The 26,079-nt window shown below is 62.1% G+C and carries 23 protein-coding genes and 1 riboswitch; of the genes, 6 read left to right on the top strand and 17 right to left on the bottom strand.

Annotated elements, in window-relative coordinates:
* Position 1 precedes the first annotated feature (1 nt).
* The 11 genes from infB to GQB03_RS08225 all read right to left on the bottom strand — a co-directional run bounded on the left by infB (position 2) and on the right by GQB03_RS08225 (position 11,492).
* Positions 2–2,806, bottom strand: coding sequence for a translation initiation factor IF-2 (gene infB / locus GQB03_RS08275; protein ID WP_159687311.1), 2,805 nt, complete (start codon positions 2,804–2,806; stop codon positions 2–4).
* Between the two features lie 13 nt (positions 2,807–2,819).
* Positions 2,820–4,295, bottom strand: coding sequence for a transcription termination factor NusA (nusA, locus tag GQB03_RS08270; RefSeq protein ID WP_159687309.1), 1,476 nt, complete (start codon positions 4,293–4,295; stop codon positions 2,820–2,822).
* A gap of 25 nt (positions 4,296–4,320) precedes the next feature.
* On the bottom strand, positions 4,321–4,749 hold the full coding sequence (rimP, locus tag GQB03_RS08265; protein WP_159687737.1) for a ribosome maturation factor RimP: 429 nt from the start codon (positions 4,747–4,749) through the stop codon (positions 4,321–4,323).
* A gap of 131 nt (positions 4,750–4,880) precedes the next feature.
* Complete coding sequence (gene rluB, locus GQB03_RS08260; protein ID WP_159687306.1) at positions 4,881–5,795, bottom strand: 23S rRNA pseudouridine(2605) synthase RluB; 915 nt, start codon at positions 5,793–5,795, stop codon at positions 4,881–4,883.
* On the bottom strand, positions 5,716–6,315 hold the full coding sequence (scpB, locus tag GQB03_RS08255; protein ID WP_159687303.1) for an SMC-Scp complex subunit ScpB: 600 nt from the start codon (positions 6,313–6,315) through the stop codon (positions 5,716–5,718). The genes rluB and scpB overlap by 80 nt, the downstream gene beginning before the upstream one ends.
* Positions 6,293–7,126: a segregation and condensation protein A gene (locus GQB03_RS08250; protein ID WP_159687301.1), complete on the bottom strand. Its 834-nt coding sequence runs from the start codon at positions 7,124–7,126 to the stop codon at positions 6,293–6,295. Before GQB03_RS08250 ends, scpB begins: the two co-directional genes overlap by 23 nt.
* Before the next feature lie 48 nt (positions 7,127–7,174).
* Entirely contained in the window at positions 7,175–8,377 is a 1,203-nt protein-coding gene (locus GQB03_RS08245; RefSeq protein ID WP_159687299.1) for a tryptophan--tRNA ligase, read from the bottom strand.
* An 8-nt stretch (positions 8,378–8,385) separates the two neighbouring features.
* Entirely contained in the window at positions 8,386–9,042 is a 657-nt protein-coding gene (locus GQB03_RS08240; protein ID WP_159687296.1) for a site-2 protease family protein, read from the bottom strand.
* Between the two features lie 57 nt (positions 9,043–9,099).
* The gene (locus GQB03_RS08235; protein ID WP_159687294.1) at positions 9,100–9,732 is read right to left on the bottom strand and encodes an L-threonylcarbamoyladenylate synthase; all 633 of its coding nucleotides are present in this window, start codon (positions 9,730–9,732) and stop codon (positions 9,100–9,102) included.
* Complete coding sequence (locus GQB03_RS08230; protein ID WP_159687292.1) at positions 9,733–10,605, bottom strand: 3',5'-nucleoside bisphosphate phosphatase; 873 nt, start codon at positions 10,603–10,605, stop codon at positions 9,733–9,735.
* Positions 10,602–11,492, bottom strand: a complete 891-nt coding sequence (locus GQB03_RS08225) for an alpha/beta fold hydrolase (protein WP_159687290.1) — start codon at positions 11,490–11,492, stop codon at positions 10,602–10,604. The genes GQB03_RS08230 and GQB03_RS08225 overlap by 4 nt, the downstream gene beginning before the upstream one ends.
* A 51-nt stretch (positions 11,493–11,543) precedes the next feature.
* A riboswitch (glycine riboswitch) is annotated at positions 11,544–11,652 on the top strand.
* Positions 11,653–11,836: 184 nt separating this feature from the next.
* Here GQB03_RS08225 and gcvT point away from each other — a divergent pair.
* The 3 genes from gcvT (at position 11,837) to gcvP (ending at position 16,366) form a co-directional block, all read left to right on the top strand.
* The gene (gene gcvT / locus GQB03_RS08220) at positions 11,837–12,922 is read left to right on the top strand and encodes a glycine cleavage system aminomethyltransferase GcvT (RefSeq protein WP_159687288.1); all 1,086 of its coding nucleotides are present in this window, start codon (positions 11,837–11,839) and stop codon (positions 12,920–12,922) included.
* Positions 12,923–13,000: 78 nt separating this feature from the next.
* A complete protein-coding gene (gcvH, locus tag GQB03_RS08215; RefSeq protein ID WP_159687285.1) occupies positions 13,001–13,387 on the top strand; it encodes a glycine cleavage system protein GcvH in 387 nt (128 codons plus the stop codon).
* A gap of 75 nt (positions 13,388–13,462) precedes the next feature.
* Complete coding sequence (gcvP, locus tag GQB03_RS08210) at positions 13,463–16,366, top strand: aminomethyl-transferring glycine dehydrogenase (protein ID WP_159687283.1); 2,904 nt, start codon at positions 13,463–13,465, stop codon at positions 16,364–16,366.
* Positions 16,367–16,416: 50 nt separating this feature from the next.
* Here the strand turns inward: gcvP and GQB03_RS08205 are convergent, their stop codons facing one another.
* Positions 16,417–17,343, bottom strand: a complete 927-nt coding sequence (locus GQB03_RS08205; RefSeq protein WP_159687281.1) for a LysR family transcriptional regulator — start codon at positions 17,341–17,343, stop codon at positions 16,417–16,419.
* Positions 17,344–17,450: 107 nt separating this feature from the next.
* On the opposite strand from GQB03_RS08205, the gene GQB03_RS08200 reads away from it, so the two are divergent.
* A complete protein-coding gene (locus GQB03_RS08200; RefSeq protein ID WP_159687279.1) occupies positions 17,451–18,227 on the top strand; it encodes a ferredoxin--NADP reductase in 777 nt (258 codons plus the stop codon).
* A gap of 6 nt (positions 18,228–18,233) precedes the next feature.
* Here the strand turns inward: GQB03_RS08200 and GQB03_RS08195 are convergent, their stop codons facing one another.
* Positions 18,234–19,244, bottom strand: coding sequence for a DnaJ C-terminal domain-containing protein (locus tag GQB03_RS08195; RefSeq protein ID WP_159687277.1), 1,011 nt, complete (start codon positions 19,242–19,244; stop codon positions 18,234–18,236).
* Between the two features lie 300 nt (positions 19,245–19,544).
* Here GQB03_RS08195 and GQB03_RS08190 point away from each other — a divergent pair, with 300 nt between their 5' ends.
* Both GQB03_RS08190 and GQB03_RS08185 read left to right on the top strand, forming a co-directional pair.
* The gene (locus GQB03_RS08190) at positions 19,545–19,853 is read left to right on the top strand and encodes a DUF485 domain-containing protein (protein ID WP_159687274.1); all 309 of its coding nucleotides are present in this window, start codon (positions 19,545–19,547) and stop codon (positions 19,851–19,853) included.
* Entirely contained in the window at positions 19,850–21,598 is a 1,749-nt protein-coding gene (locus GQB03_RS08185) for a cation acetate symporter (RefSeq protein WP_159687271.1), read from the top strand. The genes GQB03_RS08190 and GQB03_RS08185 overlap by 4 nt, the downstream gene beginning before the upstream one ends.
* An 82-nt stretch (positions 21,599–21,680) precedes the next feature.
* Here GQB03_RS08185 and GQB03_RS08180 read toward each other — a convergent pair whose 3' ends face one another.
* The 4 genes from GQB03_RS08180 to GQB03_RS08165 all read right to left on the bottom strand — a co-directional run bounded on the left by GQB03_RS08180 (position 21,681) and on the right by GQB03_RS08165 (position 26,016).
* Positions 21,681–23,042: a sensor histidine kinase gene (locus tag GQB03_RS08180; RefSeq protein WP_159687270.1), complete on the bottom strand. Its 1,362-nt coding sequence runs from the start codon at positions 23,040–23,042 to the stop codon at positions 21,681–21,683.
* A complete protein-coding gene (locus GQB03_RS08175; protein WP_159687267.1) occupies positions 23,032–23,703 on the bottom strand; it encodes a response regulator transcription factor in 672 nt (223 codons plus the stop codon). Before GQB03_RS08175 ends, GQB03_RS08180 begins: the two co-directional genes overlap by 11 nt.
* 121 nt (positions 23,704–23,824) lie before the next feature.
* The gene (locus GQB03_RS08170) at positions 23,825–24,886 is read right to left on the bottom strand and encodes an extracellular catalytic domain type 2 short-chain-length polyhydroxyalkanoate depolymerase (protein ID WP_159687266.1); all 1,062 of its coding nucleotides are present in this window, start codon (positions 24,884–24,886) and stop codon (positions 23,825–23,827) included.
* A gap of 158 nt (positions 24,887–25,044) precedes the next feature.
* Complete coding sequence (locus GQB03_RS08165; RefSeq protein WP_159687264.1) at positions 25,045–26,016, bottom strand: threonine dehydratase; 972 nt, start codon at positions 26,014–26,016, stop codon at positions 25,045–25,047.
* Between the last annotated feature and the right edge of the window lie 63 nt (positions 26,017–26,079).

The raw sequence follows: 26,079 nt of genomic DNA, 5'->3' as shown, positions 1-26,079 counted from the left end.
CTTAGAGTGACCTCGCCACTTCGCGAATCTCGAAGACCTCGAGCTGATCGCCTTCCTGGATATCGTTGAAGTTGCGAAGGGTCAGACCGCATTCGAAGTTCGAGCGCACTTCCTTAACGTCGTCCTTGAACCGTTTGAGCGACTCCAGCTCTCCAGTATGGATGACCGTATGGTTGCGCAACAGACGGACCTGAGATCCACGCTTGACCAGGCCCTCGAGCACGTAGCAACCCGCGATCGCTCCGACCTTGGATACATGGAAGACCTGACGAATCTCGACCAGACCAATGATCTCCTCACGCTTTTCGGGAGAGAGCATGCCAGACAGCGCGGAACGGACTTCATCCACGGCATCGTAGATGATGTTGTAGTAGCGGATCTCGACCCCGAAGGTTTCGGCCAGCTTGCGTGCTCCGGCTTCAGCGCGAACATTGAAACCGATCAGCACGGCACCTGAAGCCTGAGCGAGGTTGATGTCCGATTCGCTGATCGCGCCAACCGCCGAGTGAATCACGTTGACTTTCACTTCGTCAGTCGAAAGCTTGAGGAGCGACTGGACCAGCGCCTCCTGAGAGCCCTGTACGTCCGCCTTGATGATGAGCGGCAGGGATTTGACCTCGCCCTCGGACATCTGCTCGAACATGGTCTCCAGTTTGGAGGCCTGCTGCTTGGCAAGTTTGACATCGCGGAACTTGCCCTGCCGGAACAATGCGATTTCCCTTGCCTTGCGCTCGTCCGCCAGACCCAGCACCTCGTCGCCGGCACCCGGCACGTCGGACAGACCAAGAATCTCTACCGGTATCGAGGGACCGGCCTCGTCGATCGGCTTGCCATTCTCGTCGAGCATCGCTCGCACCCTGCCAAAGGTCGCGCCTACCAGCAGCACATCCCCCTTGCGCAAGGTGCCCGACAGCACCAGCAGCGAGGCCACCGGACCGCGGCCCTTGTCGAGTCGCGCCTCGATCACCAGACCCTTGGCCGGCGTGTCCTTCGGCGCGGTCAGTTCCAGCACTTCGGCCTGCAACAGGATGGCTTCGAGCAGTGCATCGACGCCCTGGCCCGTCTTGGCCGACACCGGCACGAACATGACGTCGCCACCGTACTCTTCCGGTACGACGTTTTCTGCGATCAGCTCCTGTTTTACACGCTCGAGGTTCGCATCGGGCTTATCAATCTTGTTCACGGCCACCACCAGCGGCACCCCCGCGGCGTGGGCATGATGGATCGCCTCACGCGTCTGCGGCATTACGCCATCATCGGCAGCTACCACGAGGATGACGATGTCCGTCGCCTTGGCACCGCGGGCGCGCATGGCCGTGAAGGCTTCGTGACCCGGAGTGTCGAGGAAGGTCACCATCCCGCGCTCGGTTTCGACGTGATAGGCGCCGATATGCTGGGTAATGCCCCCGACTTCACCGGCGGCGACCTTGGCCGTCCGAATGTAATCGAGCAGCGAGGTCTTGCCGTGATCGACGTGGCCCATCACCGTCACCACCGGCGCGCGCGGCTCTACCGCCACATCCTTGTGCTCCTCGCTCTCGACGAGGAAGGCATCCGGATCGTCCAGCTTTGCTGCGTGGGCGATGTGTCCCATCTCTTCGACCACGATCATTGCCGTTTCCTGGTCGAGCACCTGGTTGATGGTAACCATCGAGCCCATCTTCATGAGGGTCTTGATGACCTCTGTCGCCTTGACAGCCATCTTGTGGGCAAGATCACCGACGGAAATCGTTTCCGGCACGTGCACTTCACGCGTCACGGGTTCCGAGGGTGCCTGGAAGGCCTGCCGATCCTGGCTGACCGCAGCACCGCGCTGATTCCGTCCGCTAGCACCCCGCGGGCCACCCTTCCAGGCGCCGCTGGCATCACTCGTCTTGGTCTTCAACCCACCACGACGCTTGCTGGTATCTTCGGTCTTCGTTGGAGCCCGCTTTGCATCCTTGCGGCCACCCTTTTCCTCGGTCTTGGCAGGCTTGTGCAGCGTTCCCGAAGTCGCCTTCGCCTTCTCTTCAGCGGCCTCCTTGGCCTTGCGCTCCTCTTCGGCACGACGTGCTTCGGCCGCTGCGCGGGCACGCAACTCACGCTCCTCCCTCGCCAGCTTGTCGGCAGCCTGACGCGCAGCAAGCGCCGCGCCCCGTTCAGCTTCACGACGGCGCGCATCGAGTTCTTCCTGGCCCAACACGTCGGCGAGCGTCCGCGGTGCAACGGCTTCGACAGGCGCAGGCTCGTTCATCTCCTGCGCCACCGGAGTCTGCGGCTCGACCGCTTCCTGGGGCTCGGCCTGTACCTCGACCGGCTGCTCGGCGACGATCGGCGCTTCGGTCGGACGCTCGGCATCGGGTTCCGGCACCACAACGGGCGGCTCCACTTCCGGCGCCATCTCGACCACGGGCTCTGCCTGCTCCACGATCGCGGCCGGCAACTCTGTCTCCGGCTTCGCAGGCATCTCGTCCCGCTCCTGCTCCGCGGCATCGGGCTCGGTAGCCTGGGCGGCTTCGGGAAGGAGCTCGTCACGTTTCACGAAGACGCGCTTCTTGCGCACCTCGACCTGTACCGTGCGTGCCCGGCCCGTAGAGTCAGTCGCCTTGATCTCGGATGTCTGTTTGCGCGTCAGCGTGATCTTGGCCTTCGCTTGACCTTCACCATGGGCGCGGCGCAGGTATTCAAGCAGACGAGCCTTGTCCTGCTCGGAGAGCAGGTCGTTCGCACCGCTCTTGTCGACACCGGCCTTCTGAAGTTGTTCAAGCAACGCGGAGGCCGGCATCTTGAGTTCGCCGGCAAACTGAATAACGCTCATTTGGTCCATACTGCTCCCTCCGTCATTGCTCGAACCAGTGCGCACGGGCAACCGTAATGAGTGCCTTGGCGCGCTCTTCGTCGATACCGGCCATTTCCACCAACTCGTCGACCGCCAGATCGGCAAGATCGTCACGGGTGCGCACATCGTGTTGCGCAAGGCTGGCGGCCAGCTGTTTATCCATTCCATCAAGGGAGAGCAAGTCTTCAGAGACGTTCTCGAGCTGCTCTTCCGTGACGATGGCCTCGGTCAGAAGAACGTTACGGGCACGATTGCGCAACTCGTTGACCGTATCCTCATCAAAGGCCTCGATCTCAAGCATTTCGGCCAGTGGCACGTACGCCACTTCCTCAATGGACGAGAAACCCTCGTCAATGAGAATGTCCGCGACTTCCTCATCCACATCCAGCTTTTCCATGAACAGTCCACGCACGTCCGCATGTTCCTGCTCGGAGCGTTGCACCGACTCCTCGACCGTCATCAGGTTGATCGCCCAGCCGGTCAACTCGGATGCAAGCTTCACGTTCTGGCCGTTGCGGCCGATCGCGATCGCCAGATTGTTTTCGTCGACCACTACATCCATGCTGTGGGTTTCCTCGTCGACCACGATCGAGGTCACCTCAGCGGGCTGAAGCGCGGCAATCACGAACTGAGCCGGATCAGCCGCCCAAAGCACGATGTCGATATTCTCACCACCGATCTCGTTCCGCACCGCCGTCACGCGCGAACCGCGCAAACCAACGCAGGTGCCAATCGGGTCAACCCGCTGATCGTTCGATTTGACGCCGATCTTGGCACGGAGCCCGGGATCGCGTGCGCACGCCTTGATCTCCAGCAGACCATCCTCGATCTCGGGCACTTCCAGTTCGAAAAGCTTGACGAGAAACTCGGGGGCCGTGCGCGAGAGAATCAGTTGCGGCCCCCTCGCACTACGGTCAATGCGCAGCAGGAATGCCTTTACACGATCTCCCACGCGCAGGTTTTCGCGCGGAATCATCTGGTCGCGCGGCAGGACGGCTTCCATCCTGCCCACCTCGATGATCGCGTTCCCCCGCTCCATGCGTTTGATGCTTCCCGAGACCAGATGCTCCTTGCGCTCGAGAAAATCATTCAGGATCTGCTCGCGCTCGGCATCGCGGATCTTCTGCAAAATGACCTGTTTGGCCGCCTGCGCACCAATACGGCCGAAATCGATCGGCTCGAGCGGCTCCTCGACATAATCGTCCACCTGGACATCGCCAATCTCTTCGCGCGCATCAATGAGACCGATCTCGGCCTCGTCATTGGTCACCTCTTCATCGGGCAACACCTTCCAGCGGCGGTATGACTCGTAATCGCCGGTCTCGCGGTCGATCGTCACACGCACGTCGGCATCATCGTGGATGCGCTTCTTGGTAGCGGATGCGAGTGCGGACTCGAGGGCAGCGAAAACAATCTCCTTCGCAACATTTTTTTCGCGTGCCAAGGCATCCACAAGCAGCAGAATTTCGCGGCTCATTGTTCAGATCTCCACATCCGTATGCTTAAAACTGAGGGACAAGGCGAGCTTTCTCAACCTCGTCGAAGGGGAAAGTTTGCTCACCGGCATCCGTTCTCAACACCACCACGCCATCTCTCAACCCTTCGAGCACGCCGCTGAAATTTCTCTGATTTCCGATTGGCAGCCGGGTTCTGATTTGCACCTGCTCTCCCGCAAAACGCGTGAAATCCGCCTCTTTCTTCAGCGGGCGGTCGAGACCAGGCGAAGACACCTCGAGTCGATCGTAGTCCACGTTCTCGACTTCGAAGACGCGCGTAAGCTGATTGCTCACGGTAGCGCAGTCGTCCACGGTAATGCCGCGTTCGATATCGATGAACACACGCAGCAGCCGCCCTTTCGGCGACATCTCGAGGTCGACGAGTTCGTAACCGAGACCACCGACCACCTGCTCGACCAATCCGACCAGATCCATAACGGAACCCACAAATAAAAAAATGGGCATTACGCCCATTCCTGTTGTACTCAACCGGAAAAACGTGCTTTGACGGCATTCGCGCCATCAAAGCCGGCAAAGTATATCAGCGCCCTATTTGCGGCGCAAACTCATCGACTGCCCCTTTCACGCGCAACGGCTGCCTGCGGCACCGGAATTCCCGCAAGTGAGCAAGCTTCACGCACATCCATTTCCTGCCACATGCCACGCTTGAGCCGAGACGGCAGGCGCACCGGGCCGTAGCGCAGACGCATCAGCCGACTGACGGTGAGGCCGACCGCTTCGAACATGCGCCGAACCTCCCGGTTACGCCCTTCGGAGATCGTAACGTGGTACCAATGATTGACGCCTTCGCCCCCGGCATCTGCAACCTCGTTGAAACGCGCAATGCCGTCGTCCAGTTCGATACCATTCTTGAGCAAAGCGATCTGCGCCTCATCGAGCGAGCCCAGAAGACGCGCGGCATACTCGCGTTCAAGCTCGTAACGAGGATGCATCAGGCGATTCGCCAACTCGCCATCATTGGTGAACAGCAGCAAGCCCGAGGTATTCACGTCCAGCCTGCCAACGGCGATCCAGCGTCCCCTGCGCAGAGCTGGAAGACGATCGAATACCGAAACTCTGCCTTCGGGGTCATCCCTCGAGACGATCTCGCCATCCGGCTTGTGATAAAGGAGCACGCGCGGCACCTTGATTTCGAACTGGATGTTTACCAGCTTGCCGTTCACCCGCACCCGGTCCAGCGGACCGATTTTCTGCCCGATCGTTGCGGTCTCTCCATTGACCGATATGCGCCCCGCGGCAATCATCTCTTCGACCTCGCGGCGGGATGCCACGCCGGTCTGCGCGAGCACCTTCTGCAGTCGCTCCGGCTCGGCGTCACGTGCCTGCGGGCCACGACGCCCCGGTGATGGCGCTGCGGATCGCGCACTGCGTGCGCTGGCTTCAGCCTTCGGTGTTTTCGGTGTCGCCGGTCTCGGCCGGCCCGATTTGCGGTAATTCGACAAGATCCATGATCCTTTCAATTTCGGTTAGCGGCGGCAACTCGGTCAGACTGCGCAGTCCGAGATCATCGAGGAATCTGCGCGTCGTTGCCAGCAACGCCGGACGACCAGGTTGATCACGATATCCGACAACATCGACCCAACCACGGGACTCCAGAGTCTTGATGACGTTCGTGGACACCGCGACGCCTCGGATTTCCTCGATGTCACCGCGCGTCACGGGCTGCCGATAGGCAATGATCGCCAGTGTTTCGAGTACTGCCCTGGAGTATCGTGGCGGCCGCTCTTCCTTCAGGCGATCGAGATATTCCTGATACTCCGGCCGGGTACGGAAACGCCAACCGCCGGCAACCTGGGCGAGCTCAATCCCGCGATCCGACCACATTTCCCTCAATTCCTCGAGCAACCGGCGGACAAGATCCGGCCCCGGATCTTCCTCGAACAACTGTCTCAGACGGGCAACCGAAAGCGGCACCGGGGCAGCGAACAGTGCCGTTTCGAGAACCAGCTTGAACGCCTCAGGCGAGCTCGGTTTCTGCATCGTTCAACTTCACGTAGATCGGAGCGAACGGTTCGTTCTGCATGCAAGCCACCAGCCTTTCCTTCACCAGTTCCAGCACCGCGAGAAAGCTGACGACGAGTGCCGGCACGCCTATCGATGGGTCAAACAGCGTATCGAACACCACGAAATCACCGCCCTGCAACTTGCGCATGATCGCGGTCATGTGTTCCCGCACCGAAAGCTCCTCGCGATCAACCCGATGGTGCTGAGTCAGTCGCGCCTTCCTTACCATTCTGAGCCAGGCGTGCTGCAAGTCGTGGAGGCTGACCTCGGGCTGCCGCTCGACGAGCTTTTCCGCCACGAACACGCTGACCCATTCGAAGTCCCTGTCCACCCGCGGCATCGCATCGAGCTTCGCGGCAGCCAGTTTGGTCTGCTCGTACTCAAGCAAGCGTCGCACAAGCTCCGCCCGCGGATCGACTTCGTCATCGCTGGAGCCGGAAGCCGGCCTCGGGAGTAACAAGCGCGATTTTATCTCGAGCAGCATCGCTGCCATCAAGAGATATTCCGCTGCCAGTTCGAGGTTGCTCGCCCGCATCGCCTCCACATAGACCAGATACTGCGCGGTCAATGGCGCCATCGGGATATCGAGAACGTTCAGGTTGGCCCTGCGGATCAGGTAAAGCAACAGATCGAGCGGCCCCTCGAATGCATCGAGAATGATCTCGAGCGCGCCCGGCGGGATGTAGAGATCTTTCGGAAACTCCATCAGGGGCTCGCCATACAGACGCGCCACCGCCGCCAGCTGGGCTGGCGTTTCGACCGGGACGAGCTCGAGGGGAAGATTCATGCGTGTTGCATTGCCGGAAGCCGAACGGACCGATCGGGTCGACCGCGGTCAACCGTAATCGAGCCCCATCGCCTCGCGTACGTCCCGCATGGTTTCCTGTGCGAGTTTGCGTGCCCGCTCGCAACCGTCGGCAATGATGTTGCGGACCAGCGTCGGATCGTCCACGTAGGGCTGGGCCCGCTCGCGCATGACGGCCTGCTCACTCAACACTGCCTCGACAACCGGCTGCTTGCAATCAAGGCAGCCGATACCCGCGCTTCGACAGCCCTGCTGAACCCAGTTGCGAGTCGCATCATCGCTATAGATCTGATGGAACTGCCACACCGGGCATTTCTCCGGATCCCCCGGATCGGTACGTCGCACGCGGGCCGGATCGGTCTGCATGGTACGAATCTTCTTGGTGATCGACTCCGGATCTTCCCGCAGGAAGATCGTGTTGCCGTAGGACTTGGACATCTTCGCCCCGTCCAGCCCGGGCATCCTTGCTGCTTCAGTCAGCAAAGCATCGGGCTCGGCGAGAATCATCTTGCCGCCTCCTTCCAGGTGCCCGTATAGGCGTTCGCGATCACCGAGGCTGAGATTCTGTGTTTCCTCCAGCAGAGCCCGCGCCTGCTCCAGGGCGGTCTCCTCGCCGTCCTGAAGAAAACGGGTCCGGAGCTCCTCATAAAGCTTAGCCCGCTTCGAGCCCAGCTTTCGTACCGCTTCGCGCGCCTTTTCCTCGAACCCCGGCTCCCTGCCGTAGAGATGATTGAAGCGTCGTGCGACCTCGCGGGTAAACTCCACGTGAGGAACCTGATCCTCACCAACCGGCACCTTGTCGGCGCGATAGATGAGAATGTCGGCTGACTGCAACAGCGGATAGCCGAGAAAGCCGTAGGTCGACAAATCCTTGTCACTGAGCTTTTCCTGCTGGTCCTTGTAGGTTGGCACGCGTTCGAGCCAGCCAAGCGGACACATCATCGACAGCAACAGGTGCAATTCGGCATGCTCGGGCACCCGGGACTGAATGAACATCGTTGCCTGCGCCGGGTCCACGCCGGCGGCCAACCAATCGACGAGCATGTCCCAGACACTTTCCTCGATCACCCTCGGATCATCGTATGCGGTCGTCAGGGCGTGCCAATCGGCAACGAAAAACAGGCAGGGATATTCGGCCTGCAGCTTCACCCAGTTCTTCAGGACGCCATGATAGTGGCCGAGATGGAGGCGACCGGTTGGTCGCATGCCGGAGAGGACGCGTTCTGCGTACATGTGTCGATTCAAAGTCCGAAAACAAGGTCAAGAGAATAGCGGAACAGTGCCACCAATGGGCCAAGCACCGCTTCGAGCATGCCGGTCACGAGCAACAACAGCAAGATCGGAAACCCATAGGGCTCCAGTTTCGCAAAGTTCGCCGCCAATCGGTTAGGCAGCAGGCTGACGGCAATTCTGCCTCCATCCAGAGGCGGAACGGGGATGAGATTGAGGAACATCAGGATTGCATTGATCTGTACGCCCGCATCGGCCATCTTCATCATCGGGATGCGATAAGCCGAGTCTCCCATGCGCAGCGCGATGCCAAACATCAGCGCCCAGCCGATTGCCATCAGAAGGTTGGCAAACGGCCCGGCCGCCGCCACCCACAGCATGTCGGCCTTGGGGCGCCGCAATCTGCCAAAACTCACCGGCACGGGTTTCGCCCAGCCGAACAGCATGCCGCCACCGAACAACGAACTCACTGCAAGGATCAGACCCGGCACCAGCAAGGTCCCCACCGGATCGATATGGCTCAGTGGATTGAGCGTGATCCGACCCGCTCGCTCGGCAGTCGGATCACCGAAATGCCGGGCTACATAACCATGCGCAGCCTCGTGCAGGGTGATGGCGAATAGCACCGGGATGGCCCAGATCGCCAGGGTGGATATCAATTGTTCCATCAAGAATTTCGGATCATCCCGGAAAAGCGTTGCATTCTAGCAGACGCCCCACTTCGCTCAGTCTGCGGAAAGGCCGAAAGGCTCAAGCGATCCGCGGCCGGCGCGAACAAGCTCCGGGGCGCCTGAAGTCAGATCGATCACCGATGTTGTTTCCGCTCCGCAGTAACCGGCCTCCACGACGAGATCGAGCTGCTTGCCGAGCCGCTCGCGGATCTCTTCTGGATCGGTCAAAGGAAGCGTTTCCTCGGGCAGGAGCAGGGTCGAACTGAGCAGCGGCTCGTCGAGCTCCTCAAGCAACGCACTGATCAACGGGTGTTCGGGGACGCGCAGTCCGATGGTTTTCCTCTTCGGGTGGAGGACCCGCCGCGGCAACTCCTTGGTGCCCTCGAGAATGAAGGTGTAGGGCCCCGGAGTCGTCGCCTTGAGCAGTCGATACTGCGCGTTGTCGACCCGCGCATAGGTCGCGATCTCGGACAGATCGCGCACCAGCAGGGTAAAGTGATGCCGCTCTCCGACCCCGCGGATGCGCCGGATCCTTTCGAGCAGAGAGGCGTCACCGGTATGCCCCGCGAGGGCATAGGCCGAATCGGTGGGCAACGCTGCAAGTCCACCACCACGAATGATTTCCGCGGCCTGCCGGATCAGTCGTGGTTGAGGTTGTTCGGCGTGAACATTGAAAAACTGAGCCATTTACGGTTTCTTCGCATTGCGGGATCCGGACGCTGTCGCAAAACGGGTCCACACGGGTTCGAGGTCGGGAGGCAGATTTTCACATCCACCGATGTCGGCCGGACTCTCGTCCGGGCCGTGGAAATCGGAGGCGCGCGAAGCGAGCAGGCCGTACCTTCTGGCGAGCGTGGCGATACGTTCGACCTCGCCCTCGAGTGAACAGCCGGACACTACCTCCACCCCCTCGCCGCCAAGTGCCACGAATTCCTCGAGAAGCGCCTCCAGCTCGCCTCCCGCAAGCCGGTAACGCCCTGGGTGGGCAATCACCGCCACGCCGCCTGCAGCACGAATCCAGCGGACGGCGTCGGCAAGCGCCGCCCACTCGTGTTCGACATAGCCCGGCTTGCCTTTGGCAAGATAGTACTGAAACACGGTCTGGACATCGGCCATCAAGCCGGTCGACACGATATGACGCGCAAAATGCGCACGGCTCACGAGCGCGGGATTCCGGGCGAAGCGACAGGCGCCCTCGAACGCGTCGTGGATTCCAACCCGATCCAGTTCATTCGAAATCCTTCGGGCGCGCTCATCCCGGCCAGCCCGCAGGGTACGCAGCCCCTCGAGCAGTTCGGAGCAGCCGGGGTCAATGCCAAGTCCGACGACATGCACGGTATCACCATGCCAGGAAACCGAGATCTCGACACCGGGCAATAACCTGAGTCCGGACCCGGCAGCGGCCGTGGCGGCTTCGTCGAGTCCGCCCGTTTCGTCATGATCGGTGAGGGCAAGCAGATCGACGCCGTTCGACACGGCACGTCGCACAACCTCGGTGGGCGTGAGCCAACCGTCGGAAACGGTGGAATGGCAGTGCATGTCGGCGTTCACCGGGTTCATTCGGCACACTCTTGCGGCAGGCGGGGAAGCAGAAAATCCTCCACCGCCCGGGCCACGATAACGGGCTGGTCATGATGCAGGTTATGCCCCGCATCTCCAACCGCCAATTCGCGAAAATCACGAAAACACTCACGTGCCTGCAGATGGTCTGCATCGCTTACACCCAGCTTGCGACGCAGCGCGGGCTCTTCGGGCGCCAACCACAACACCGATGCGTCGACCCGTCGCCAGCATGCCAATACCTCCGCCCTGCGGTAAAGCACAGGATTGACCCTTCGGTGCGCCGGATCAGCTACATAACGGATCGTGCCATCATCGCTCCTTTCGCCGAGATGCTCTGCCAGGAAACGGGCTTGCGCAGGCTCGAGACGCGGATTGTCGCGCCGCAGGCGCAGGGCAAGCGCGTCGAGGCTCGGGTAATCACGAAACGCCACAGGCTGGCGCAGTTCGCCGAGCCATTTCTCGAAACGTCCGGGCGCCTCGGCCGGATCGCGATCGGCCAGTCCGAAGCCATCCAGCGAAACAACGGCCGCCACTCTTGCGGGGCGCACACCGGCATACATGCAGGCTACGTTGCCACCCATGCTGTGGCCAACGAGCAGCGCCGGGATTTCCGGCGAAAATCGGGTCAGCATTGAATCCAGGTCTGCCAGGTAGTCCGGGAACCAGTATGCGTCGCCCACGCGCGCCGACTTGCCGAATCCCCTCCAGTCGGGTGCAACGACATGCCAGTCGGACGAAAGCGCGTCCACGAGAAACTGGAAAGTGGCCGAGGCATCCATCCATCCATGCAGCATGAAAAGCAGCGGCGCGCGATCGTCGCCCCATTCGCGAACATGGTAGGAAAGGCCACGCACATCGAGAAAACGGCTTCGTGAAGGCTTCATGCCGCGATTCTAGCAAACCCTTGCGGGCAGCCCCGGCCAATGCTATCGTCCGCCCGTCTCGCGGGAGAGTACTCCCGCGCCAGCCAATGTGCTGTGCATGGCGAGTCGCCGAAGGCGTAACCCCCGGAACCGCTCAGGCAAACAGGACCGCGAGACGAAACGAAAATCTGGAGAGCGATGTGGGCGTCCTTGCGCGCCGGCACATCCACCGAAGGGGCACGCGGCGTCTCGATTGGGCGCGGCCGCAATCTCTCAGGTACAAGGGACAGACGGGGTCGTGACCGATTGGCGGTCGCGCCCCCGCCAATGTTGCCTACACTGATACCTGATCCGAGGAGCCCCGCATGGCCAAGCAAACCCCACTTCATGCCACACACGTTGCTGCCGGCGCCCGCATGGTCGATTTTGCCGGCTGGGACATGCCGGTCAATTACGGTTCGCAGATCGAGGAGCATCACGTGGTGCGCCGCGACGCAGGCATGTTCGACGTCTCGCACATGCTCGCGCTGGATCTTGAAGGTGCGGACGCCACGAAGTGGCTCCGCGGCCTGCTGGCAAACGATGTTTCCAAGCTGCGCACGCCGGGAAAGGCGCTTTATTCCTGCATGCTCAATCCGGCCGGCGGGGTGATCGACGATCTCATCGTCTATTACTTCAGCGACGACAATTACCGCATCGTGGTCAACGCCGGTACGGCAGACAAGGATCTGTCGTGGATGCGCCGGAACATTGCCGACACCGGAGCGAACGTGACCCTGGAGTCCCGACGTGATCTGGCAATGATTGCCGTACAAGGTCCCAACGCCCGCGCCAAGACCTGGCAGGCACTGCCGGGCAGCGAGTCGGTCGCCGGCGAGCTCAAGCCGTTTCAGGCAGCCTGGTTCGACGAAATCCTGATCGCGCGAACCGGTTACACGGGCGAGGACGGTTACGAGCTTACCGTTCCGGCCGATCGGGCGGTCGCGATCTGGGATGCACTTGCCGCGGCAGGCGTCGCCCCGTGCGGTCTTGGCGCCCGCGACACGCTGCGCCTCGAAGCTGGCATGAACCTCTACGGCCAGGACATGGACGACACCGTCTCGCCACTGGACGCGGGCCTCGCCTGGACGGTCGACTTCAAGGATGAGACGCGCGACTTTGTGGGCAGGGAGGCGCTGCTCGCCAAGCCCCAGGCAAATGAAATGATCGGGCTGATCCTCGACGACAAGGGTGTGCTGCGTGCCCACATGAAGGTCTTCACCGCCCATGGAGAAGGTGAAACGACCAGCGGCACCTTCTCGCCAACACTCGAGAAGTCGATCGCCTTCGCGCGACTTCCGCTCGGCGTCGTGGCAGGCGCGCCAGTCGAGGTCGAGATCCGCGGCAAACGTGCCGCGGCCCATCTCGTGAAACTTCCCTTTGTCCGCAATGGCAAGGCGCTGACCGGCTGACCTCTGCCTCTGAAAGCAGGCAAGACACTTTCCGAACCCGTTTTTTCACCGCACCCGCAGTCAATCCGGAGTCCAACGATGAGCAACATCCCCGCAGACCTCAAATACACCAAGTCCCACGAGTGGATTCGTGCAGAAGCCGACGGCAGCCTGACCATCGGCGTCACCGACCACGCCCAGGAAGCACTGGGTGACGTGGTGTTTCTCGAACTGCCGGAAGAAGGGCGCAGCCTTTCCGCCGGAGAAGCATGTGCAGTCATCGAATCGGTCAAGGCAGCCTCCGACATCTATGCCCCGGTTGCAGGCGAGGTGATCGGCTTCAATCAGGACGCCGTGGACGCCCCGGAATCGGTCAATACCGATGCCTACGCCGCGTGGCTGTTCAAGATCAAACCCGCCGAGGGCAGTGACCTTTCAGCCTTGCTCGATGCCGCAGGCTACCAGGCTGTCGTCGACGCCGCCTGAGCACGCTCCTGCGAAACCCGCCCGACGCAGGTCGGGCCGCCCCACTCCCCCAGAGCCCCCCTGGATCGACCCGCCATGCCCGAACTCGCCACTACTGCCATGAACGCGCCCCTGTCCTCGCTCGAACAGCGTGACGATTTTATCGCCCGCCACATCGGCCCCAACCCCACCGAAATCGCCACCATGCTCAAAGCCATCGGTGCACCGAGTGTGGACGCCCTGATCGAGCAGACCGTACCGGCGAGCATCCGGCTTGACGCTGCGCTGCCGATCGCAGGCGCCAAACCTGAGCACGAGGCTCTCGCCGAACTGAAGGCGATCGCGGGCAAGAACCGGGTGGTGCGCTCCCTCATCGGCATGGGCTACTACGACACCATCACGCCCAAGGTGATCCTACGTAACGTCATGGAAAATCCGGGCTGGTACACCGCATACACACCCTACCAGGCGGAGATCGCCCAGGGGCGCCTCGAGGCCCTGCTGAACTACCAGCAGATGGTCGTCGACCTGACCGGTCTGGAGCTGGCCAACGCCTCGCTGCTCGATGAAGCGACTGCAGCGGCCGAAGCGATGGCCATGGCGCGTCGCGTGAGCAAATCGAAATCGAACGCGTTCTTCGTCGATGAGGATGCTTTCCCGCAGACCATCGATGTGATCCGCACGCGCGCCGGCTATTTCGGCTTTGAACTGATCTTCGGAAAGGCCTCCGATGCCGGCCAGCACACGGTATTCGGGGCCCTGCTGCAATACCCCGGCGCAAGTGGCAAAGTCGAGGACCTGACCGACGTCATATCGACCCTGAAGGCCAACGGCGCGATCACTGCAGTGGCGACCGACCTCATGGCTCTGGTGCTGCTCAAGTCGCCCGGCTCGATGGGCGCCGACATCGCCCTCGGTTCGGCCCAGCGCTTCGGCGTCCCGCTCGGCTTCGGTGGCCCCCACGCAGCCTTTTTTGCCACCCGTGAAGCCAACGTGCGGGCGATGCCGGGACGCATCATCGGGGTCTCCAAGGACGCCCGTGGCAAGGCCGCGCTGCGCATGACGCTGCAGACCCGCGAGCAACACATCCGCCGCGAAAAGGCGAATTCGAACATCTGTACCTCGCAGGTCCTGCTCGCCAACATGGCCGGCATGTACGCCGTCTATCATGGCCCGGCCGGCTTGAAGACGATTGCCGGCCGTATCCACCGCCTTGCCGCAATCCTCGTCGAAGGCCTGCTGCGTGCCGACGTGCAGGTTCTCACCACCCGTTATTTCGACACCATCCGGATCAACCTCGGCGCCCTTGCCCAGGCAACCTACCAGGACGTCCAGAACGCAGGGTACAACCTCTGCAGTCTCGGCAACGGCATACTCGGCATCTCGATCGACGAAAAGTGCACCCGTAACGACATTACTCGTCTGATCAAGCTGATCGGCAAGGTCAATGCGAACATCGATGTGCTCGATCGGGAGGTCGCAAGCCGGGGCTCTCTGCCCGAATCGCTTCTGCGCACCGACGCCGTGCTCAGCCATCCGGTGTTCAACAGTCACCATACCGAGCACGAGATGCTGCGCTATCTCAAGAAGCTGCAGAATCGCGATCTGGCGCTCGATCATTCGATGATCTCGCTGGGTTCGTGCACCATGAAGCTCAACGCCACCAGCGAGATGATTCCGGTCACCTGGCCCGAATTCGCCGACATTCATCCGTTCGCGCCACGCAACCAGACCGAGGGCTATCTGCAGATGCTCGCCGGCCTGACGGACTACCTCAAGGCGGTTACCGGGTTCGACGCGATCTGCATGCAGCCGAACTCCGGCGCGCAGGGCGAATACGCGGGGCTCGTCGCCATCCGCCGCTATCATGCCAGCCGCGGCGATGCGCACAGGAACGTTTGCCTGATCCCGAAATCCGCCCATGGCACCAACCCGGCCACGGCCCAGATGTGCGGCATGGACGTGGTCGCTGTAGCCTGCGACGACAACGGTAACGTTGATGTCTCCGACCTGCGCGACAAGGCTGAAAAACATCAGGAACGACTTGCCGCACTGATGATCACCTACCCCTCCACCCACGGCGTATTCGAGGAGGCGATCAAGGAGATCTGCACCATCGTGCATGCCAATGGTGGGCAGGTCTACATGGATGGCGCCAACCTCAACGCCCAGGTCGGCCTCACTTCGCCGGCGACGATCGGCGCCGACGTGAGCCACATGAATCTCCACAAGACCTTCTGCATCCCCCATGGCGGCGGCGGCCCGGGCATGGGCCCGATCGGGCTTGCAGCCCATCTGGCTCCCTTCATGGCCGATCACGTGGTGGTCGGCACCGGTGAGGAGAACCGCGTGAACAAAGGCCAGGGCGCGGTTTCCGCTGCGCCTTTCGGCTCCGCCTCGATTCTGCCGATCAGCTGGATGTACATCGCAATGATGGGCGGCGAGGGCCTCAAGCGCGCGACGGAAGCAGCCATCCTGAACGCGAACTACATCGCCGCACGCCTGGCAGAGCACTATCCGGTGCTTTATACCGGCACCCAGGGCCGCGTCGCTCACGAGTGCATCCTCGACATTCGTCCGATCAAGGCAAGTTGTGGCGTCACCGAGGTCGATATCGCGAAACGCCTCATGGATTACGGCTTCCACGCCCCCACCATGTCCTTTCCGGTCGCCGGCACGATCATGGTCGAGCCGACCGAATCGGAAGACCTTGGCGAAATGGACCGCTTCGTCGAAGCAATGATTGCGATCCGGAACGAGATTCGCCAGATCGAGAACGGCACGCTGCCCGCCGACAACAATCCGCTCAAGAATGCACCGCACAGCCAGGCCGACGTAATTGCCGACTGGGACCGCCCGTACAGCCGACAGCAAGCGGTGTTCCCGCTTTCGTGGGTGGCCGAGAACAAGTTCTGGCCGAGTGTGAACCGCATCGACGACGTCTACGGCGATCGCAACCTGTTCTGCTCGTGTGTGCCGATGGACGCCTACGCTGACTGACGAAGTACGCGGGGACGGTCGCCTTCCGTGCGTCCTCCCCGCGAAAGCTGTCAGGGAATGAAGGGCAGCTCGATCCGCTCTGCGCTCGAGACACCCTTGGTCATCGCCCGACACTGCTCGAGGAAAGCCTGCATCGCGACGGAATGATATTTCTCGCGATGCCACAAGAAGTGAAAGGCACGACGCAGGTCGAGCTCCGGTGTCTCGATCGGGACGAGACTGCCGCGCCGAAAGGCTTCACGCAACGCCAGCCGCGAGATGCATCCGATGCCGAGCCCGACCTCGACGGAACGCTTGATCGCCTCCGTATGCTCGAGCTCCAGCTTGATCTCGAGCCTCTCGTGGTGATGCCGAAAGGCCCGTTCGAATATCTCCCGGGTGCCCGAGCCGGTTTCTCTGAGAATCCAGGCTTCCCGGAGCAGCTCGTTCACCGACGCACGACCGCGTGCGGCAAGCGGGTGGGTCGGCGCGCAAAACACCACCAGTTCGTCGCCGACCCACGGCTCCAGCTCGAGGTCCGGATGGCGACAGGTGCCCTCGATCAGCCCCAGGTCGAGCTCGTGCCGGGCGACGCGCTGGATGATCGTTGAAGTGTTATGGACCTCCAGCGCAACGCGGCTCTCTGGATGGCGCTTCAGAAACGTGGCGACGATCAGGGTGGCGAGATAGTTCCCGATCGTCAACGTCGCACCGATCCTGAGCCCGCCGAATCCCACGTGTCCCTGCAGCCGATCCTCGAATTCACTGGCGCGGTCGATCAGCTCGATTGCCCGCGGCAGCAGATCGCGCCCAAGCTCGTTCAAACGCAACGATTTTCCGACCCGGTCGAACAGCTTCAGGTCGAACTGACGTTCGAGCTCGGCAAGAGCAGTACTTGTTGCGGACTGTGACATGGCGAGCTGCCTGGCCGCAGCCGACACGTTCTCCAGTCGCGCAATCGCAACGAAAACCTCGAGTTGTCTGAGCGTGTAACGCATGGCTCTTATCTATCAGATGGATATCAATGATCCAAATTACCCATTTTACAGGTTGAACAACCCGCTTTAGAGTCTGCAGCTATATAAGCCCCACCACGGAAGCCATCATGAGCAATCTTTCCACCGAGCGTGTCGTCGAAGTCCACCACTGGAACGACACCCTGTTCAGCTTCAAGACAACCCGCAATCCCGGGCTGCGCTTCGAGAACGGTCAGTTCGTGATGATCGGACTAGAGGTCGATGGCCGTCCGCTGACCCGTGCCTACAGTATCGCGAGTCCCAATTACGAAGAGCATCTGGAATTCTTCAGCATCAAGGTACCGAACGGTCCGCTCACGTCGCGGCTTCAGCATCTGCGCGAGGGCGATCCGATCGTCGTCAGCAAGAAGCCGACAGGAACGCTCGTGCTGCACGATCTGCGCCCGGGCAAGCACCTGTACCTGCTCTCCACCGGGACCGGCCTTGCACCCTTCATGAGCGTGATCCAGGACCCCGAAACCTATGAGCGCTTCGAAAGGGTGATCCTGATCCACGGCGTGCGTCACGTCTCCGAGCTCGCATACACCAGCTTCATCACCGAACACCTGCCCCGGAACGAGTTCTTCGGATCCGAAGTTGCAAGCAAGCTGACCTATTACCCGACGGTGACGCGCGAGCCTTTCCGCAACCGTGGCCGCATCACCGATCTCGTCGCCAGCGGGAAACTGTTCGCGGACGTCGGCCTGCCAGCCTTCGATCCGGCAGTCGACCGCGCGATGATCTGCGGCAGCCCGGCGATGCTCAAGGACTGCTGTGAGATGCTCGACCAGCGTGGCTTCAGCATCTCGCCGCGAATCGGAGAACCCGGCGACTACGTGATCGAACGCTCCTTCGTCGAGCGCTAGCAAGCCTCAACCGCGCGCCAGCTCGATAGCGGCCCGCAACTCGGCGATTTCCGGGTAGTGGGCCATCATGTCGGTTTCAAGTTGCCTGGCGACGCGTCCCAGCGCCTTGCGTTGCTCGGGGCTCAGCGCCTTCGGCAAGACGGGTCGAATGCTCACCACCACGTCGCCGGCTGGCGCCGCGCCGCGTCCGGGAAAACCATGTCCGGCAAGCCGTATCTCGTGCGGCAGGGCATCGCCCGAGGGCAGCGTGAGCGGCGCCTGACCGCCCGGCACCGGCACCATCAGCTTGCCACCTGCAAGCAGGGTCAATGCGGGAACCGGCAGTTCGAGACGGACATTGCGTCCTTCCAGACGAAACACCGGATGCGGGCGGAAGCGCACGGTCAGCAGCAGATCGCCGGGCTCACCGTCGTCCTCCGCGACACAGCCCAAGCCCCTGAGCCGGAGCCGCTCGCCATCGAGCATACCCGGGCGCACATGAACCGCCACGGTCTGTTCGGCCTGGCGCTCACCGCTTCCACCACATGCCTCGCATTGCGCCCGAGAAGAGAAACCACGACCTTCGCAAGCGCCGCAGGTCTCAAGGTGGCGCGAGCTGCCACGGACTCTTCCACTGCCACTGCATTCGCCGCACATTCTCGACCGTGCAAGCTCGATCCAGCCGGCGCCATCGCACAGTTCGCAGGCGGCAGCACTCACCAGCCGATATGGTTTCTCGCAGCCCCGCGCCGCCTCGTCGATGGTCAACCATAAATCGTCGCGGCGATCCGCCCCCCGCGAGCTGGGCGCGGTCGGCTCATCATCGCCCTCGCCCTCTTCGATCCCGCCGTCCTCGAGCTCCATGAGCGTCTCATATGCCGAGCGCGCAAGCCTGAACTGTTCCAGCGCCGCCGGATCCGGATTGCGGTCCGGATGCCAGCGCATTGCCAGGCGCCGAAACGCACGCCGAATCTCGGCCTCGCCATCATCTGGTGCGAGACCGAGGATTTCTCTCGGATCGGGTACTGCCTTTTGCACGAATCACTTCCGTCGGGGTGGGGCGAAATGGTGCCATGTCCTCGCCTCTCGCGCTCGACTAAATGTGGAATCCATCTGGATCTCTCCTATCGCGAGAGCACTGAACACGCCCTTCCGGAAGCAAACAAGACATTGCCGTGCGGGCTTGCAAGAATTCATTCAGAATTCATCAAGAATACTTTAAGGGTTTGTTTTGATTGATTTTTTGTTTGCCTGCGTAAGCGACGCGTAAGCCGCCAAGCCTAGCGTGGCGATGCGTCTGATCGATCCGCATCGGGCGACCGCAAGAAGGAGGGATACATGCAAAAGGAAACAGCGGCCGCAATCGCGGCGAATCCGAAGTACCAGCGACTCGTCGCGACGCGCTCCAGCTTCGGCTGGCTGCTCACGGCGATCATGATGGTTGTGTACTACGGCTATATCGGCATCATTGCTTTCGACAAGGAACTGCTCGCAAAGCCACTCGGGTCGGGCGTAATGACGCTCGGCATTCCTGTCGGCCTGGGCGTGATTCTGTTCACCATCATCATCACCGGCATCTATGTGCGGCGTGCGAACACCGAGTTTGACGCGCTGACCCAGGAAATCATCAAGGAGTCCCGTTCATGATTGGCCGGATTACGCGTAACGCGGGCGCGCTCGCGCTGATGCTGGTTTCCATCAGCGCGTTTGCTGCCGGCGGCGACCTCGGACAGTTGGAGAAGCAACCCACCAACTGGACCGCCATCATCATGTTCGCGGTCTTCGTCGTGGCGACCCTGTTCATCACCAAGGCAGCGGCGGCCAAGACCAAATCGGCGGCTGACTTCTATACCGCGGGCGGCGGCATCACCGGCTTCCAGAACGGCATGGCGATTGCAGGCGACTACATGTCCGCCGCTTCCTTTCTGGGTATTTCCGCTGCGGTGATGGCAAACGGCTATGACGGCCTGATCTACTCGATCGGCTTCCTGGTCGGCTGGCCGGTGATCACCTTCCTGATGGCCGAACGGCTGCGCAACCTCGGCAAATTCACCTTCGCCGACGTCGCCGCCTACCGCTTCTCGCAAACGCCGATCCGCGCCTTCGCGGCGTCCGGCACGCTGGTCGTGGTGGCGTTCTACCTGATCGCCCAGATGGTCGGTGCCGGTCAGCTGATCAAGCTGCTGTTCGGTCTCGAGTACTGGATGGCGGTGGTCATCGTCGGCGCGCTGATGATGGTGTATGTGCTCTTCGGTGGCATGACCGCCACTACCTGGGTGCAGATCATCAAGGCCTGTCTGTTGCTTGCCGGTGCGACCTTCATGGCGGTAATGGTGCTCGCCAAGTTCGGTTTCAGCCCGGAAGCGATGTTCGCCAAGGCCGTCGAAATCAAGACCATGCTCGCCTCGCAGGACGCCAAGGTGATCGAGGAGGCCGCCGCAAAAGGGGTTGAAGCCAGCAATCTGGCCGCGACCAAGGGTCTGTCGATCATGGGTCCGGGTACCTTCGTGAAGGATCCGATCTCGGCGATCTCGTTCGGCATGGCGCTGATGTTCGGTACTGCCGGCCTGCCCCACATCCTGATGCGCTTCTTCACCGTGCCTGATGCCAAGGAAGCCCGCAAATCGGTGCTCTGGGCAACCACCTGGATCGGCTACTTCTACGTGCTGACCTTCATCATCGGCTTCGGTGCCATCTGCTTCGTGCTGACCAACCCCGAGTTCCTCGAGGGCGTCGGCAAGCTGCGCGGCGGCGGCAACATGGCAGCTATCCACCTCGCCAGCGCGGTCGGCGGCAACGTCTTCCTCGGCTTCATCTCCGCGGTCGCCTTCGCCACCATTCTCGCCGTGGTTGCCGGTCTTACCCTGTCGGGTGCTTCGGCCGTTTCGCACGACCTCTACGCCACGGTCTTCAAGAAGGGCAAGGCAAGCTCTGAGGACGAGCTGAAAGTGTCGCGAATGACCACCATCGCACTGGGCGTCATCGCCGTGGTGCTGGGGATCGCGTTCGAAAAGCAGAACATCGCCTTCATGGTGTCGCTGGCCTTCGCGATCGCCGCCTCAGCCAACTTCCCGGTGTTGTTCATGTCGGTTCTGTGGAAGGATTGCACCACCCGTGGCGCGGCCATGGGCGGCTTCCTCGGCCTCATCACCGCGGTCGTGCTGACCGTCCTGTCGAAGTCGGTCTGGGTGGATGTGCTGCACATGGCTGACGCCCCTGTGTTCCCCTACACTTCGCCAGCGCTGTTCTCGATGACCGCGGGCTTCGTGGGCATCTGGCTGTTCTCGATCCTCGACAACAGCCCCCGTGCGAAAGAAGACCGCGCAGGCTATCTTGCCCAGAAGGTTCGCTCCGAGACGGGTATCGGCGCAGCTGGCGCATCGGGTCACTGACCTCGAGAACCGCGGCGGGCCCACGGGGCCTGCCGCGCTGCAAATTGATGGCGACGGAGCATGCTCCGTCGCCATTTTTTTGCTAAACGTGTTCTGCGTTGGCAGGCAGATCGACGGCCACTACGGTACCCCCTCCCTGATCCGCCTCGAGGATCTCTATCGTTCCGCCGTGTGCCACCACGATCTCGCGTGCAATCGCCAGCCCGAGGCCGCTTCCCGCACCTCTGGCGACAGGGCTGCGGTAGAAGCGTTCGAAAACCTGTTCGCGTTCGTCGGCCGCGATACCCGGCCCGGTATCGGCAACGCGGATCTGCACACGGCCCTTCTCGGGCGCACACGTAAGCGTCACCTCACCACCATTCGGGGTGTACTTAAGGGCGTTATCGACCAGATTGGCAACCAGCTCCCGCAACAGGGTCGGATCGCCACCGACCACGGAACGTCTGCGCTCGACGCCGAAATCTATCTGCCTCGCATCGGAGATACGCAACCAGTCCTCGAGCATGTCGTCGATGAGTTCGGCCACATCGACCGGCGTCTGATGCACCAGCAGCAGCGCGCCGGATTCTGCGCGAGCGAGTGTAAGGAGCTGGTTTGCCAACCTGATCAGACGCTGCACCGATCCCTGCAAGGTTGTCTTGAGCGCGGGATCTTCCGGCGAGCTGCCGAGCAGTTCCAGATGCAGTTGCAGGTTGGCAAGCGGTGTACGTAACTGGTGCGCGGCATCCTGCAGGAATTGACGTTGTTGGTTACCGGCGCGCTCCAGCCCCGCGAAGAGTGCGTTCAGCGCGGCAACGAGTTGCCTGATCTCGACCGGAACCCGCGCCGGATCGACCGGCGAAAGGTCGTTTCCGGAACGCCTTGAAAGAGTTCGCTCGAGTTCGCTCAAGGGCGACAAGCCTTTGCGGATGGCCCAGCGCGACGCCAGTCCGATCGCACCCAACACCAGCAGAAGTGCCACCGCAAAGCCCCAGAGCAAGGTATGCAATGCCTGCTCGCGCTTGCCGAGCGTTTCCGCCACGGTCACGTAGAAACCCATCCCCTCCAGCCGCTGATGCAACCAGACGCCTCGAATCGACTCACCGCGAAACGTCGACTCGAAAAAGAGCGGCTGCAGAATCGGAACGCGCTTTTCGGCGGGCGGCAGATCGGCATCCCCAGCCACGAGACGCCCCAGGTCGTCCCGGACACGAAAGAATATTCGGTCGACCGTGTCGGTCCGCAGCACCGCCTCCGCCTCGAAGGGCAAGGCGATCTGCAAACCGGTCGCGTCGCTTCTGGCCCGGTTGGCCACCCCCTTTGCCAGGTTGAGCAGGCTTTGATCATAGGCGGAGGTCACCACGCGACCCGCCACGCTGTAGGCCAGCCATCCACCAAACAATGTTGCAACAAGCGTCGGGATCGCGAACGCCCCCAGCAGCTTGCGCTGGAGGCTAGGTTGCATTGCCGTCGTCGGATACGTTGCTCTCGAGGCGATAGCCAAAACCTCGCACGGTTCGAATCTGCAGCCCCGCAGGCTCGAGACGTGGCCGCAGCCTGGACACGTAGACTTCCACGGCATTCCCGGTCGCATCCGCCTGGAGCCTTTCCTTTGGCACCGTCTTGCCATCCGCACTCACCAGCGCGGCGAGCAGGTCCCATTCTCGCGCGGTCAGCGCCATGGGTTGGCGGTTCAGCGAGGCGAGACGGCCCTCCTGATCGAGTGTAAGCGGCCCGAAGGAGAGGACCGATCTTGGCTCGCTGCGTCCGCCCCGCCGTAACACCGCCCGCATCCGTGCGGTCAACTCGGCGAGCTGGAACGGTTTGGCAAGATAGTCGTCGGCACCCACGTCGAGACCGTAAATCCGATCATCGAGCGCATCACGCGCGGTGATGATGATGACCGGCAGCGTCTGCCCGCGATTACGGATCCGGCGCACGATTTCATAACCGCCCAAGCCCGGCAGTCCCACATCGACCAGCGCGAAATCGAAACGCTCGCTCTGCAGCAATTGGTCCGCCTGCATCCCATCGGCGATCTGGACGAGTTCGTCGCCCTGCCCTCGCAGGAAGCGCGTTACGCCCTCGGCAAGCTCGGGATCATCTTCGACCAACAGTACCTTCATCGACAGCACCTCGAGAAAGCGGTTTGGAAATCGGCGATGCCCGATTCGGGAACCGCGGCGCGGCAGGTCGGGGACACGACGAGACACGCGGACATCGGGGCGATTGAAGAGGTCTGAGGACTCACGGATGCCGCCCAAGCGCCTCGACCATCGCCTGGACGGCCTTGATCTGCAGCCCGTCGCGCGTCGCGTAGGCAGGATCCGTATAGCCCCACCAATCCCAGCAGGCCCGCGGGTTGAACACCCATCGCGAACTGCCCGCCCCCCATCCATAGCGCGGTACGGTCTGCGGATAGAGCACGATGAGGTGGTTGCCGGCCGCCCATTCGTTATATCCGGCCCCTTCGACAAAGGCCTTTCCGACCTGGGCACTGCTCTGACGGCAGCCATGAAATGCCACGTGCACCTTGCAACCACCGCCGACGCAGGCACTCGGCACGAAGACGTAGCCGGTATCGGCAAGGCCGATGTCGGCCGGCTTGCCGCCCATCGCCACGGCCTGATCGAATTCGTGCAACTGGCCCTGCGGCGGGCTCTGTCTTGTGGCAAGCGGTCCCAGCAGAAACTCGAGCAACTGCCCCGCGGTATCGAAATCGCCACAACGATTGATGTAGGGTGGCTCGGTGGTCGCGCAGGCGTTTGCCTGGGCCGCGGCGACGGACACCATTGCATGCCCGGCGCCGGGCAGCTTCACGTAGCGCAGCGATGCCGGCGGGACCCAGCGGGCATAGGTCGCGACCAGCGAATCGACGACCGCTCGCGCTACGGTCTTGTCCTCGTCACCGGAAAATACCCACACCCTGTCGTCCCTGAGATCCTCCGGGGAGTCGATCAGCCCCGCCGCCGCACGCCGCTCGATGTGCGCCTGCAACTCCTGGACGCCGGGTACCGGCGCCCACCAGTCATTGGGACTCATGCAACGGGTCAAGGCGGTCCATGTCGACCCCGCGGCACACTCGTAAGGGCCGCCGGCGATGGCGCCCACGCCTGAAACCGACTTCGAACGCGCAACCTGATACTGCACCGCCATGTAGGCCCCCGAGGAGATCCCGGACACGGTAATCCCCTGCACTTGTGCGCTCAGCGCGGGCAACGGCGGCGCCGCCAGCGACATCGAGCAACAAAGCAGGCTTGCGAATGGCAGAAGCCATCGGCGCATGTTTCTCGCGATGAAACGGGTCATGAATATCTCGGACAGGGCGCCGGGGCGACATGTTGCACCCGGCAACGATCAGGGAGCGCGCGGCGACAATCTTCCGCAAGACGATTTCGCCGACACAGGCGAGCATATTGGCATCAATTCGCAATCGATCCAATCCCGCCCGCTGCAACAATCGTCGCTCAAACGGCGAACCGTTCGTTTCCGAGAACCCGGACAAAGACAGCGCGATCCACGTTCGCACCGCTCAGAACCGCGCCCACCCGCCGCCCTGCGCAGAGTCGCCGCTCCTGCATCACGGCTGCCAGGGATGCGGCCCCTGCGCCCTCGGCCACATTGTGGGTATCCTCGAAGAGCACGCGCATCGCCGCAGCCACTTCCTCGTCATCGACCTGAACGATCCTCGTGGCGCCGGCGAGGATCATCGCAAGCGCATCGGGCTCCGGCGTGCTGCAGGCGAGCCCGTCGGCGAGGCGGGTCGAGACCGGGTGGGCGATCGGGCGACGTGCCTCGAACGACAATGCATAGGCCGGCGCATGGGCGGACGCGACACCGACGATTTCGGTCTGCAGCCCGAGCGCATCGCGAGCAGCGATCATCGCGCATATTCCCGACCCCAGGCCGATGGGTACATACACGACATCCAGATCCGGCACGGCGCGCAGGAATTCCAGACAGTAGCTCGCCACACCGCAGACCAGCGCCGGGTGAAAGGACGGCACCCGGTGCATCCCCCGCTCGCTAGCCAAGACAGAGGCATATTCGCTCGCCGCCTGGAAATCGTCTCCATGTTCGATCACCTCTCCGCCGAGCGCGCGCACCGCGGCATTCTTCTCGACGCTGTTGCCACGCGGAACGACGATCGTCGCGGCGATGCCGTTGCGGCGGGCCGAGAAGGCCACCGACTGACCATGATTCCCCCGCGTGGCCGACACCACATGCCGAACTTCGGGGTGCTCGCACCGCAGTTGCGCAAAATAGCTGAGCCCGCCACGGATCTTGAAGGCGCCGACCTGCGTATGGTTCTCATGTTTTAACCAGATCTCGGTTCCGAGGCGCTGATTCAGCAGCGGCCAGCTGATCTGCGGCGTTGCGGGCAGCACCCGATGAACTTCCGCGGCGTGGCGCTCGAGGGTATCCAGATCGAACAGCATGGGGTGGCTCCGTTGTAAGGCACTGGCGTGCGATTGATGGTTGGGGGTATTTTGTATGCATTC

This window comes from Cognatazoarcus halotolerans, assembly GCF_009800965.1.
In the GTDB taxonomy this organism is placed as follows: domain Bacteria; phylum Pseudomonadota; class Gammaproteobacteria; order Burkholderiales; family Rhodocyclaceae; genus Cognatazoarcus; species Cognatazoarcus halotolerans.
This window is presented reverse-complemented; position numbering and strand designations above follow the sequence as displayed.

What these genes read in the sequence shown, in the direction of transcription:
- infB (WP_159687311.1), bottom strand. Translation starts at nt 2,806, where the DNA reads ATGGACCAAATGAGCGTTATTCAGTTTGCCGGCGAACTCAAGATGCCG.
- nusA (WP_159687309.1), bottom strand. Translation starts at nt 4,295, where the DNA reads ATGAGCCGCGAAATTCTGCTGCTTGTGGATGCCTTGGCACGCGAAAAA.
- rimP (WP_159687737.1), bottom strand. Translation starts at nt 4,749, where the DNA reads ATGGATCTGGTCGGATTGGTCGAGCAGGTGGTCGGTGGTCTCGGTTAC.
- scpB (WP_159687303.1), bottom strand. Translation starts at nt 6,315, where the DNA reads ATGCAGAAACCGAGCTCGCCTGAGGCGTTCAAGCTGGTTCTCGAAACG.
- GQB03_RS08250 (WP_159687301.1), bottom strand. Translation starts at nt 7,126, where the DNA reads ATGAATCTTCCCCTCGAGCTCGTCCCGGTCGAAACGCCAGCCCAGCTG.
- GQB03_RS08245 (WP_159687299.1), bottom strand. Translation starts at nt 8,377, where the DNA reads ATGTACGCAGAACGCGTCCTCTCCGGCATGCGACCAACCGGTCGCCTC.
- GQB03_RS08240 (WP_159687296.1), bottom strand. Translation starts at nt 9,042, where the DNA reads ATGGAACAATTGATATCCACCCTGGCGATCTGGGCCATCCCGGTGCTA.
- GQB03_RS08235 (WP_159687294.1), bottom strand. Translation starts at nt 9,732, where the DNA reads ATGGCTCAGTTTTTCAATGTTCACGCCGAACAACCTCAACCACGACTG.
- GQB03_RS08230 (WP_159687292.1), bottom strand. Translation starts at nt 10,605, where the DNA reads ATGAACCCGGTGAACGCCGACATGCACTGCCATTCCACCGTTTCCGAC.
- GQB03_RS08225 (WP_159687290.1), bottom strand. Translation starts at nt 11,492, where the DNA reads ATGAAGCCTTCACGAAGCCGTTTTCTCGATGTGCGTGGCCTTTCCTAC.
- gcvT (WP_159687288.1), top strand. Translation starts at nt 11,837, where the DNA reads ATGGCCAAGCAAACCCCACTTCATGCCACACACGTTGCTGCCGGCGCC.
- gcvH (WP_159687285.1), top strand. Translation starts at nt 13,001, where the DNA reads ATGAGCAACATCCCCGCAGACCTCAAATACACCAAGTCCCACGAGTGG.
- gcvP (WP_159687283.1), top strand. Translation starts at nt 13,463, where the DNA reads ATGCCCGAACTCGCCACTACTGCCATGAACGCGCCCCTGTCCTCGCTC.
- GQB03_RS08205 (WP_159687281.1), bottom strand. Translation starts at nt 17,343, where the DNA reads ATGCGTTACACGCTCAGACAACTCGAGGTTTTCGTTGCGATTGCGCGA.
- GQB03_RS08200 (WP_159687279.1), top strand. Translation starts at nt 17,451, where the DNA reads ATGAGCAATCTTTCCACCGAGCGTGTCGTCGAAGTCCACCACTGGAAC.
- GQB03_RS08190 (WP_159687274.1), top strand. Translation starts at nt 19,545, where the DNA reads ATGCAAAAGGAAACAGCGGCCGCAATCGCGGCGAATCCGAAGTACCAG.
- GQB03_RS08185 (WP_159687271.1), top strand. Translation starts at nt 19,850, where the DNA reads ATGATTGGCCGGATTACGCGTAACGCGGGCGCGCTCGCGCTGATGCTG.
- GQB03_RS08180 (WP_159687270.1), bottom strand. Translation starts at nt 23,042, where the DNA reads ATGCAACCTAGCCTCCAGCGCAAGCTGCTGGGGGCGTTCGCGATCCCG.
- GQB03_RS08175 (WP_159687267.1), bottom strand. Translation starts at nt 23,703, where the DNA reads ATGAAGGTACTGTTGGTCGAAGATGATCCCGAGCTTGCCGAGGGCGTA.
- GQB03_RS08170 (WP_159687266.1), bottom strand. Translation starts at nt 24,886, where the DNA reads ATGACCCGTTTCATCGCGAGAAACATGCGCCGATGGCTTCTGCCATTC.
- GQB03_RS08165 (WP_159687264.1), bottom strand. Translation starts at nt 26,016, where the DNA reads ATGCTGTTCGATCTGGATACCCTCGAGCGCCACGCCGCGGAAGTTCAT.